This is a genomic window from Lysinibacillus sp. NPDC056232 (assembly GCF_042267565.1).
GTDB lineage: Bacteria > Bacillota > Bacilli > Bacillales_A > Planococcaceae > Lysinibacillus.
The window spans coordinates 193,899-205,930 of sequence record NZ_JBHJTF010000001.1 but is presented as its reverse complement, the minus strand read 5'-3'; the positions used below and the strand labels follow the sequence as shown (position 1 = coordinate 205,930).

The 12,032-nt window shown below is 32.4% G+C and carries 10 protein-coding genes; 4 read left to right on the top strand and 6 right to left on the bottom strand.

Annotated features, from left to right (window positions below):
- Window positions 1–286: 286 nt before the first annotated feature.
- Genes ACFCYJ_RS01010 through ACFCYJ_RS00995 form a run of 4 tightly spaced genes read right to left on the bottom strand, consistent with a single transcriptional unit; the run spans window position 287 to window position 4,078 of the window.
- Window positions 287–889 carry a response regulator gene (locus ACFCYJ_RS01010; protein WP_376070005.1) on the bottom strand — a complete coding sequence of 201 codons (603 nt, stop codon included), beginning with the start codon at window positions 887–889 and terminating at the stop codon, window positions 287–289.
- Window positions 876–3,113: a sensor histidine kinase gene (locus ACFCYJ_RS01005; protein WP_376069494.1), complete on the bottom strand. Its 2,238-nt coding sequence runs from the start codon at window positions 3,111–3,113 to the stop codon at window positions 876–878. Before ACFCYJ_RS01005 ends, ACFCYJ_RS01010 begins: the two co-directional genes overlap by 14 nt.
- Complete coding sequence (gene comX / locus ACFCYJ_RS01000) at window positions 3,106–3,282, bottom strand: competence pheromone ComX (RefSeq protein WP_376069491.1); 177 nt, start codon at window positions 3,280–3,282, stop codon at window positions 3,106–3,108. Before comX ends, ACFCYJ_RS01005 begins: the two co-directional genes overlap by 8 nt.
- Window positions 3,283–3,295: 13 nt before the next feature.
- Window positions 3,296–4,078, bottom strand: a complete 783-nt coding sequence (locus tag ACFCYJ_RS00995; RefSeq protein ID WP_376069488.1) for a polyprenyl synthetase family protein — start codon at window positions 4,076–4,078, stop codon at window positions 3,296–3,298.
- A 742-nt stretch (window positions 4,079–4,820) separates the two neighbouring features.
- On the opposite strand from ACFCYJ_RS00995, the gene ACFCYJ_RS00990 reads away from it, so the two are divergent.
- From ACFCYJ_RS00990 to ACFCYJ_RS00975, 4 genes are all read left to right on the top strand, one after another.
- The gene (locus ACFCYJ_RS00990; RefSeq protein WP_376069485.1) at window positions 4,821–4,988 is read left to right on the top strand and encodes a SapB/AmfS family lanthipeptide; all 168 of its coding nucleotides are present in this window, start codon (window positions 4,821–4,823) and stop codon (window positions 4,986–4,988) included.
- 35 nt (window positions 4,989–5,023) lie between these two features.
- Complete coding sequence (gene lanKC / locus ACFCYJ_RS00985) at window positions 5,024–7,621, top strand: class III lanthionine synthetase LanKC (RefSeq protein WP_376069482.1); 2,598 nt, start codon at window positions 5,024–5,026, stop codon at window positions 7,619–7,621.
- 65 nt (window positions 7,622–7,686) lie between these two features.
- A complete protein-coding gene (locus ACFCYJ_RS00980; protein WP_376069479.1) occupies window positions 7,687–9,441 on the top strand; it encodes an ABC transporter ATP-binding protein in 1,755 nt (584 codons plus the stop codon).
- A 374-nt stretch (window positions 9,442–9,815) separates the two neighbouring features.
- Window positions 9,816–10,007, top strand: coding sequence for a hypothetical protein (locus ACFCYJ_RS00975; RefSeq protein WP_376069476.1), 192 nt, complete (start codon window positions 9,816–9,818; stop codon window positions 10,005–10,007).
- A 480-nt stretch (window positions 10,008–10,487) separates the two neighbouring features.
- Here ACFCYJ_RS00975 and ACFCYJ_RS00970 read toward each other — a convergent pair whose 3' ends face one another.
- Window positions 10,488–11,240: an ABC transporter permease gene (locus ACFCYJ_RS00970; RefSeq protein ID WP_376069473.1), complete on the bottom strand. Its 753-nt coding sequence runs from the start codon at window positions 11,238–11,240 to the stop codon at window positions 10,488–10,490.
- Between the two features lies 1 nt (window position 11,241).
- Complete coding sequence (locus ACFCYJ_RS00965) at window positions 11,242–12,015, bottom strand: ABC transporter ATP-binding protein (RefSeq protein WP_376069470.1); 774 nt, start codon at window positions 12,013–12,015, stop codon at window positions 11,242–11,244.
- Window positions 12,016–12,032 lie beyond the last annotated feature (17 nt).

Here is a 12,032-nt window from a genome sequence, read left to right as displayed (position 1 = left end):
CAAATAGCATTGGAAATTTTCAACAAATCACCATAAACACCCGATAGCGTGTCCAAAATCATGATAGATCCATGAGTATTAGTTCTCGTTTCAAATAAGTAATACATCGCACAAATTATTTCTTTTTCCAACAAAAAAAAACGAATTAAGATTGTTTTAATGTTTGATAAACAAACCCTTTTAAATAAAATACTGCAAAAATGATCTCAGAAACTCAAATGAAAGTTTTATCTATATGTACATATTCGAGAAAAATCCTTTGACTTATTGTCGCTGAGGTCATAACTTATGAAATTTGCTTTATCCATTTAATCGCAGCTTCAGCACGAGTTTCAACATTTAGTTTAGAGAAAATACTAGTAAGATTTTTTTCAATCGTTCGTTGGCTTAAACTAAGTTCCATTGCAATTGTTTTATTTGGTAATCCGTCTTTTACTAAATCTAAAATTTTTTGTTCTCTTTCGGTCAACCTAGTTGATTTTTCTGTTTTAGAAAAATTCGAATTAAGTTGTTTAATTAAAGAAAGTGGCATGATAATTTTTTCTTCTAATGCATAATTAATAGTGTCAATCAATTGTTTTCTACTATCCGATTTACTAACAAATCCATAAACCCCTTTTTCTAACAAATCGGTAATATATCTTTCGATGTTATAGCCAGTGTAAATAATTGCAATTGCTTCTGGATGAATATTGATTATTTTTTCTATAAATTCCAAACCATCCGTATCTGGCAAATTAAAATCAACTAAATAAACGTCATAAGGTGCTTTGGTTAACTGTTGAAGGGCAAGATATGGATCCGTAAACACATCTGCATGACAATTTAGCTCGGCTTTTAATATGGCCTTAGTTCCTTCACCAATTGCAATATGATCATCCAACACCATTATTTTCAAGATCCTCACCTATTTTCATAGATATTTTGATTACTACACCAGATGGGTGATTAGGGGTGATTTCAAATGTACCTTGGTAATAATTAATCCGCGCTTGTATCCCCATTAGCCCAATACTTTTGATTTCGTTTAACTGATCATTCATATCTAGACCTATACCATCATCAATATATTCAATAATAAGTCTTTGAGCTTTTGATGTAAGGTTAATATGAACGATATGCGCCTGTGAATGCTTATTAGCATTCGATAGTAGCTCTTGAATTATACGATAGATAGTAGTAGCTTGCTGTAATGATAAATCCTCAATTACCTCAATATAATCTCTGATTATAAAGTTAAAACGGATTTTGTATTTTCCTATTAATTCATTTAATGACTTATAAAGACCCAATCTTTCAATTAAAGGTGGGTATAAATTCTCGCAAATATCACGAGTAGTATCCATAATATCAAGTATTTCATTACGTAAATGTGAAAATGTTTCTTTTTCTTGCATATCTTTAACCGTCACTATCGCTTCTTCAATATTTCGACTCATACGAATTAAATCCTGTAAAATCGTATCATGAATCTCTATTGATAAACGAATACGCTCTCGTTCCGTTGATGATATCCATAGCTTGCTATACCAGCGTTGCGAATGTAAAATATCGAGTTTTGCCAATTGGGCAGCAAGATTATCCATTTTAAGTGAATTGTCGAGAATACTTTGTACATAATATAAAAACAATTCAAGCATTTTTATGGATTCGAATGGTATTTTATTAAAATGAGTGTCTACGACTGCTAATAACTTAGAATCAGGTGTTTCATGTAGTACTAAAATGTAATTTTCCTTGCTTTTATAGATTAAGTTGGGACAAATTGTACTATAATTCTCCTCATCGATATATTGTAAATGACCCCTTATATCATCCTCCACAATTTCAACATGATTTAACTTTAACATTCGGCTCAACTCTTTTTTTATACAATCTACAAGATTTTCAAAATTAGAATATTGTGTAGATTTTTTTATAAAGTGATAAAAATCTGAAAAATTATAATCCTTTAATGTTGCCATATAACGAGCGTTTTTTATTTCAAACCATTCTTTACATGACAGAATAAAAATCATAGCAATAAAAATAATCAAAAAATAGAGGCTAAATAGATATATAGTGCGTGCTTCTTGAAATAATATTAAAATAAAAGATACTATTAAACTGAATGGAATTGATAACTTTAAATGTTCAAACATTCGATCAAGTGCATATTGCAAATTTACGTAAGATTCCGCCAATTCCATATAAATAAGACAAATCGGTACAATCATTAAAAATAAAGCAGTCACATCAGCTGGCAAAATCGGTGTATAGTTGAAAAGTATTGGAATACCATAAAATATCACTATAGGCCCTATTCCTAAAAAGAATATGAAGAAAAGTGGTTTTGCATAGTACTTCATATTACTTTTAATTGCTAGAATAATATTAATCATTAATAAACATGATAAAATTGAATAGACTAAAATTTCGAATATGATTTGCACCGTTATGAAATCTTCAATAGTAATTCGTAATACATTAATAGTAACTAATAAACCGCCTATCAAAAAAAAGATAGTGCGCAGTTTTTTTTGCACAGAATCGCTCACTATTCTTAATAAATGAATGCAATAGAAAAAACAATTTACTAAGCTAATAAAAATTGCTAACGAATTAAAAATGTTACTAAAGAAATCACCCCGTCCCGCTGCGCCAGCACTAATATAAGCTAGCGCTGTAAATTGCAAATGGAAAATTAAATATTTTTTATTTTTTGTTAGAGGACGTTGTAATAAATAGATACATAATGCACTTATAAGTAATGAGTATATTAGAGGAATAACAAAATGCATTAAAAGTTGACCTGTCATATCCTCATAAGACACTGTAAGTGTTTCGACTTTGCCTTTATGCCATATAGTTAGACTCTCCGCGTGTGTAACAGTGAATGGAGAAGAAGTATGGGGTGGTATTTCCTTACCATCGATTTCTAGTATTATTGTGTTTGGCTCAAGTTGCTGATGTACACCCCAGCCTTCTTCTTCAATATTATGGATATACCATTTTTGATCTTGTTCTGTGATAGTAATTCCTATAATTGGACCTTTTGATATGATGATCAAGCAATACAATTGAACAAAAAAAATGAGTACAAGTCCAATTAAAATTTTTACTTTATTATGCACGCCAGTATAATTGATACGAATCTCTCAGTGATGGCTTTACTGCATTATCAAATGATTCTAATATTAAACTGCTCTCTAAAGGACTGATATTTAAAAGTGAAACCTTCCCTTCTTTAAAAAGTGCTAAAATTTCTTCATTTTTTTGTAGATATTGAATAATTTTCAACATTTCTCTCACCTCATCAAATATATTGTCTGAAAATTGAAATATCCTTGTCTGGGTATAGCTGTTGTAGCAAATCCATTGCAAGCCTGTGGTATTTTAATGTCATTAAATGCATATAAATTGGCAATCCTGAAGCTTCGATTTGCTGTGAAGTAATGTGTGTATCCGTTGTGGAGTCTGTTTGCTTTATATAATGCGCTCGTAATTCATCAAACATCGGACTCTCATACTGCAGCAAATATAAGATAGGTAATGTTCGCTTTTTCATACTTATATCTTTTTGCATCCCTAGTAAATCTTCATAATCGTTTCTTAATTGTGCCACTATCGCTATATAATGAGCACATTTTTCTAACTTTTCTTCATACTTCCCATTTGCTAAAGTTTGCCCAAGGGTACAAGCCAGTGCTATTAAAGAGCCTGATTTCTTTTTCACAACTCCTAAATAAGCTTCTTCTGAAATAATGTTATTCGTTAAATCATGATGTTGACCGTCAGCAGCTTGAAGTAGATAATTATAGAATAACATTATAACTTCATTTTGATATGGCATTTCAAGCCTCTTCAGCTCTATAAACAGAATACTAATAAGGGAAGTCGAGGCATTGAGTAATATGTTCCTTTCGATTCCCCACTTCGTTTCATCACCATCTTCGATATCATCTAAAATATCAGTAAAGAGAATACATAATTCTAAAATATTATAAACGTCTTTAATCGCACTTGTTTCTATTCCTTCTGCCATCTGAAAATGCAATTCACATAAATTAGTAAAATCACCTCCTTTATGTTGTGTCATTAGTGTTTCTAAACAGTTTTTAAATTCGCTTGACAAATGGTGTTTATTTACAAATAATTTAAGATCCTCAATTAACTTACCCATTGGTCACCTTACCTAATATTAGTTATTTATAATATTCATAATACCATATACAGTTATTTATCCAATATTTTTGTAATAAATTAAAACAATAAGTCTATTTTAATATCTAAAATTAGTCGAAATTGAAATACCTCTGTTTCTTTAAAAGAGTCATAAATTCATATTTGTTTGGCTAAGATCTCTGTTACTTTTCCCCTATTAATAAATAATGGTTAAAATAGTAATAAATAGTAATATTAATAAAAAAGAGAGATTCTAACGTTTCGTAAAGGTTTACATAGTATATAAATATCAACACCAATATAATATGTACATTTTCTTGTTTAAGGATGTACAAAATCATTATTCTCCGAGGTTAAATGATGCTTTTAAATCTTTATGAACCACCGAAAATTATGACAAAGTGTGATATAAAACACGCTCTAAATATTGCATTCACTACTTTGGTACAGGGAGAATTTCAACCCACGATGAATATTTTTTACAAACATCAGAAGATTAAAATAAGAATTAATTGTCAAGTGTTAAATTCCGACTTTTTTTATGCGGAAATACGCACTTGAAAGGGTAGTATTCGTACTACTAATCTTAAAGTAACTCGAGTGTAAATAAGGAATTTGTTGCAACGAATTTATATTTAGTCTAGGAGGTATACAACATGGTAAATAGTAAGAAAAAATCAAATGTTCTAGAGTTACAAAAAATGAATGTAGAAAATGGTCATAACTTAAATGGTGCCGCGCGTAATTCCGCAAACAGCCAATTTTTATGCGTCGGTTATCCTAGTCAAGTGAGCGTATTTAATTGTCATCTTCCAGGATTCTAAAGCTTAAATAACATTTCAGAGTGGAGGTAATAATAATGGATTTGCGTTATGTACAGTATATTAATCTTAAAGAGAGATATTATGAGCCTCCACTTGAAAAGGCAACAGAGATGGCTCTCGAAATTTCTAATGTACCATCTAACTGGGTTATAAACTCGGATAAACATTGGACATATTATTCTAAGTCTGACTCTTATTTGCCTGTTCAAGGTTGGAAGGTACATATTAGTTCTACCCCAAAAGAAGCCAAAGAAATGTTGAAAGTTGTTTCGAATTTTTTGTTTGAAAATTTAGTTCCATTTAAGCATGTATCTAATGTGTGGGAATTAATATTAAAGAATTCTAAATATGGTGACAGAGCATCATCAGGTAAATTTATTACTATTTATCCAAATAACGAAAATCAATTTACTTTCCTTTTAGAGAAGTTACATTTACTTTTGAATGACTTTTCAAAAGGTCCATACATACTGAACGATAAAAGATGGTTGGATGGAAATGTTTACTTTAGATACGGGGCATTCAAGGAGATGTACTTAATAAACGGTGCATCAAGAATTCCTGCCATTCAAAATCCTTTAGGGGAGTTAATACCCGACTCTAGAGCGCCATATTATACGGTTCCTGATTTTATAGAAGAACCGCTAATTGTTAAAAAAATGTCGGAAGAGCATGAAAAAATACAGACTGCTGTATCAGAGCTTGATAATTATACTATTGAATCTGCTTTGCACTTCAGTAATGGTGGTGGGGTTTATGTGGCAAATCACATACCTTCAAATACTAAAGTGGTATTGAAAGAGGGTCGACCATATGCAGGTTTAGATGGTCAAGGAAGAGATGCGGTAGAGCGTTTAAATCATGAGGCTAGTATTTTAAAAAAACTTCTAGGTTTAGAATCTGTTGTTTCATTTCATAAAACGTTTCCAGAGTGGGAACATGTATTTTTAGCAGAAGAGTATATTAGTGGAACATCTTTAGATACTTGGATAGCAACGAATTATCCATTCTCTGCACAGCAAGACTCAAATGAGTATTGTAACAATGCCTGTTCTATACTAAGGCAATTAAAAGATGCTCTGCAATCTATCCATGCTAGAGACGTTGGTATGGGCGATCTACAGCCGGCCAATGTAATGGTAACAGCTTCTAACGATATTAAACTAATTGATTTTGAAGCGGCTAGTCATATAAACGACAGTATTCCCTCAGGTTTAATGCGGCTTGGTTTTGTAGGAGCCCCAAATCTTTCACGGGAACAGACAGATTGGTTTGCCTTACTTCGCATCGCAAGATATGTGTTTCTACCGATAGGACCCGTTCAAGATATAGCGGTGAATATCATAAAAAAACATGATCAATGGATTTTTGATCAATTCGGTAGTCAGGCAATGCGTTTGATTGAAGAAATTGAAAGTGAATGTAATAAAAGGAGCGTTATCCCGCAAAAAAGTCTTCTCTCTGCGCCGTCTAAATACTTTAGTCGATTAGATTTACCGGAAATTATCTCATCAATCAGAGCAGGTATTGTCAATGATTTGAAGTGTGATATTAAGCTATTATCGGGGGATATCCGTCAGTATGAAAGTTTAGGTGGAATCTTTAATATACTAACGGGTGGCTTCGGAGTAATCATGGCATTAATGCGCACAGGCGATGTACCTGAAAAGGCAAAATCCTGGGCATTAAAGTATAGTGCGGAAGAATATATTAATCAGCTTGATAATGGGCTTTTTTCCGGAAAAGCAGGAGTTGCAGGCATACTTTATGAATTAGGGATGATTGAAAGATCCAAAGCAATCTATGATTCAATAGAAGTAGAATCGGATAATGCAGATATTTCAATCAGAACGGGATTAGCTGGTATAGGCTTAGCGTTTATCTCTGCATCCTATATACCCAATTTAAAGTCCATGCTTGATCGTGCTATTAAAATAGGTCTTCAGTTATGTTCCCTTCTCGAAAAAGACATAGCAGTAACATCTAACGATGCTGATGCGATTCCACTAGGATTAATCGATGGATGGTCAGGTGTTTCTCTATTTTATAGTGCTTTATTTAAAGCTACTAATGAAAAAGTATGGTTAGAACTTTCTCTGCAAGCTTTAGAAAAAGATACAAGTATATGTATTATGGATAATTCAGGAACGTACCAAGTTAACGATAAAGAAAACACAAGGTTTATTCCGTATCTAGCCGGTGGCAGCGCGGGTGTAGGTCTTAGCATGATAGAGTTAAGACATTTGTTAAAAGACCCGAGATGGGAAACTGAATTAAGGGGAATAGGAGAAGTGGCTAGTTCCAAATGTTTTTACGGTTCGGGTCTATTTCGTGGCTTAGGTGGGATGATCATAACTGCCAACACAATTGATATCGAGCTTCAAACGGGAGGAAGATTCTTAGATAAAACATTAAACACCTTAAATTTATATGTACTTAGTGATAATGATAAATATTTTATGCCAGGAGATTATTGCTATAAGCTTTCAGGTGACATTTTTTCTGGAGCAGCGGGGATGTTGTTGGCACTGTTAGGAATAGAAGAAGATAGATTTTCTTGGTTACCATTACCTAAATTGAAAGAAACTTTTTCTTCAAATCAAAATTCAGCTAAAGGAATAGCTGTTCTTTAGGCTTATAAAATTATTAATTTGCTATAAAAAATTCAAATCAATTAGCTAGAATGAGGCAAATTCAAATGAGTAAAAATAGTGAACGTAAAAATCCAAAAGCTACAAATGGTAAAGACTTTTTACAGCTTATTAAAACAGCTAATCCATCAAAATGGATCATTATTTTCGCTGTCTTTTTAGGATTAATCGAAACCGTTGCTGGGTTACTAATCCCATTATTCACGATGAGATTAGTAGATCAATTAGCAAACTCAGCGTTTAATATTTCCTTTATGCTCTTACTCGGAGCTATTTTAATTATACAAACAGTTTTCTCGGGGTTATCCTTTTATTTTATGACTTATATCGGAGAAGCAATTGTTTCCTCTATTCGAAATCGATTGTGGAACCATGTACTACGACTCCCTATTTCTTTTTTTGATGAGCATCAGTCTGGGGAAACAATGAGTAGAATCACACAGGATACAAATATTGTGAAAGCATTGATTACACAACATCTAATCACATTTGTCACAGGAGTTATTTCCATTATTGGATCAATAATTTTCCTATTACTCATTGATTGGAAAATGACTGTTATTATGCTGATTTCTGTTCCATTATCTATTTTATTCATCCTACCTTTAGGACAAAAAATGTATAAAATTGCAAATGCTACACAGAATGAGATGGCAGATTTCTCCGCTAACCTTGGACGTGTGTTAGCAAATATTCGTCTTGTAAAAGCGTATCATGCTGAGCAAACCGAAGGCAGTTATGGTGAAAAAAACGTCCACAACCTTTTTAAATTTGGATTAAAAGAAGCAAAAGTTCAAGCCTTTATTTCTCCCTTCATGACCTTTGTAATGATGCTTGTACTTGTAATTTTAATTGGCTACGGTGGCGTACAAGTAGCCTCTGGTGCACTAACTGCGGGTGCACTTGTAGCGATTATAATTTATATGTTTCAAATTGTTGTGCCTTTTACTCAAATGGCGTCCTTCTTTACCTCTCTGCAAAAGGCACTTGGGGCGACAGAGAGAATTCAAGATATTCTTTCTGTTCAGCATGAGGGTGAGCTCGCAAAGATAGAAGTAAGGAATGCCGAACAAGAGATATCATTTCGCGATGTTTCTTTTGCCTATCAAGAAGATGCCATTATCAAAAATCTCTCGTTAATAATTCCTACTGGAAAAATGACGGCATTTGTTGGTCCTAGTGGCAGTGGAAAAACGACATTATTTTCTTTACTAGAACGTTTTTACAAGCCCAACTCGGGCGGAATATTACTTGGCCAAACAAATATTTATGATTTTTCACTGCAGTCATGGCGTAGTCAGCTTGGTTATGTCTCACAGGAAAGTCCTTTAATGTCAGGGACTATTAAAGAAAATATATTATATGGTGTTGAACACGAAGTTTCAGAGACAGCTATTCAACATGCTATACAACAAGCCAATGCTTTAGAGTTTATTGATCGATTTCCGGATGGAGTTAATACGCAGGTTGGAGAAGGTGGATTGAAGCTTTCTGGTGGACAGCGCCAGCGAATCGCCATTGCGAGAGCTTTAATTCGAAATCCTAAAATTTTATTGTTGGATGAAGCTACTTCTAACCTTGATAGTGCTTCTGAATTACTTGTTCAAAAAGCATTACAAAAATTAATGGTGGATCGTACAACACTTGTTATTGCACACCGAATCTCCACAATACAAAATGCAGATCAAATTGTAGTGTTGGAAAATGGCACAGTAACAGGTATCGGGAAGCATACTGAACTTATGGAAACACATTATTTATATAAAGAACTAGCTTGCCAACAGTTAAATAATCCAGTTTAATTTAATGCTACTCTACTCCCTCTTTCAAAATCTATTTTGTTTAGCTGAATACCTATGTTCAATCCAATAGTCTCCACCAAATCTAAAATACGGATTAATAAAAGATGCGTATTTCTTTTTATACTCAGCAATATTCCTAAGACATTTCTAAAAATAGGATGAGCAATTCAAATGTTTTCCTATTCAAATGCGGTTTTGAATAACTCAGTTTCTTCAGGAAAGTTTGCTACGTCATAGAAGTTCGCCAAAACGTAACAGTTTTTGCTTGAGATATTTAGAGTAACATGCAGATAAGTTTTAATTTTCAAAACTATTCTGAACTTTTTTGGTAGATAGACGTATTTATTAATAAATACTTTTCGGAGGTGATATTAATGTCGGAGGAAAAATTAATATGTAAATCATGTGGAAGTGACTCTTTTACCAAAGGTATAATGGGTAATGGTTTTGCATATGTCAAACCTGCGGATAATATTTTTAAAAGTGGTTCCCCCCTGATTTTTACCATTTGCAAGAAATGTGGTGAAGTAGCTTCAATTAAAATTAAAAATTTCGAAAAATTCTAAATAGTATTATGTGATATATAGAATATAAACCCTATCAACAAAGCTAAATGCCATGATCTTTTCGTAATCTCTATATCTTTTAATCCTGGCATATTTCATGTTAAAATGCATTTGCACAGTTCACCTTTCTATTACTTGTTTCTCTACAATACAAGTACATATAAATCGGTGAATGTGCTTTTTTTGTGTGTAATTGCTATACAAAAAAATAGTATGGAACCAAGAAATTTTAATATTAGAAAAAGTCCTAAACAATTCTAGGGAATCGTCTAAGACTTAGAGCTAATTATGAATATTACAACAATAACTTACAGTATACGACTCGTACGTACAGTGACGAATGGGATGAAAGAGTACATTTTCATTTTCCTATTCAAACATCTCAGATTAAAACGTAATTTATATTATAAATTTTGTATTGACCGAGTATATTGGCAAACATTTTGGACATCATGGATCATAAAAATTATCCCTTTTCTCTTATCGCCACCTAAATGTTCGTTTAGTTAGATAGAATATTATTAATGTTACTCCAATTATTATACTTAAATTTACTAAAATGGAGAATTTGACATCTAAATCAAACAGTACTTGATGGAATAATTCAGTAAGATAAGTAAATGGGATAAAGTAAGAAATAGATTTAACCACATCCGGAAGGATATATAAAGGAAGCATTGCTCCACTAAGCATGACAAGCGGAACCATTCCAAAGCTTAGTACACCCGATGCCAATTCAGCATTATTAAATAGCCCACCAAATAAAAATCCTAAGGTTAATATCATAACTAGACCTAACATACCTATTAAAATAAAAGGAACGATATTACTTAGAGTAATGAAGTTCATGATAAAACCTAACAATGTGAAAAATAAAATTTGCATAATTCCTAAAATAAATCTCACCATAATTTGAGAAATAATAAAAGTAGATTCTTTTAGAGGTGTAGTCCGCAAAGTTTTCAGTATCCCTTTTTGTCGCATTTCAATTAACGGTACTGAAGTACCTAAAAAACCAACGGACAATAGCGCAAAAATAAGTATCCCTGGAAATTCGTACTCGATAAACGACAATCCTAAATCATCGGATGGCTCAATTATAAAACTCATCCCTCCAAACATCAGCAAAAAGAAGAATGGGAATAACAACGTGAAAAAAAAGACCTTTGGCTCCCGATAAATTTCTTTTAGACCAGTTGATATTAAATACTTCATAGATAATTTATCGATCATCTTAATCCATTCCCCCCCTTAATGTAGTTCCTGTTAATAATAGGAAAACATCTTCTAATGTGTCATTCTTCGTTTTTCGATATTTATTGATTATCTCACTAGGAGTTCCTGTTAAAATTATTTTTTTATCATGTAGAATCGAAATTCGATCACAAATTTTCTCTGCTTCTTCCATATTATGTGTCGACAATAAAATAGACTTGTTTTGAGACTTCATTTTATTTAACACTTGCCATATTAATTGTTTAATTTGAGGATCAATTCCTGTTGTTGGCTCATCTAATATGATTAAAGACGGATTGCCAATTAAAGAAAGAGCTACTAATAATCTTTGTTTTTGACCTGTAGACAAACTATTAACCCGCTTATTTTTTATTTTATCTAAGTCGAGCATTTCCATGATGTTATGGTATGAAAGTATCTCTCCATAAAAACTTGAGAATAACTCCATAGTTTCCATAATGGTTAACCTAGGAAATAAATTAGCTTCCTGAGGTTGTATACCAACATGTCTAATGATTTTGTCCCTATCCTCTAGAATATTCAATCCTCTAATTTTAATGGATCCTTGATTGAATGATTTTAATCCTACTGCACATTCAATCAGTGTGGTTTTACCTACTCCATTCCGTCCTAATATCCCATGTATTTCTCCTGTATTAATTGTTAATGACAAGGAATCCAATACTACATTGTTAGCATATTGTTTGGTTAAGTTTTCAATAACCATAGATTGTTCATCGCAAATCACTTCTTCATGCGGGAGTATTTTCATAACAAACCTCCAAATAG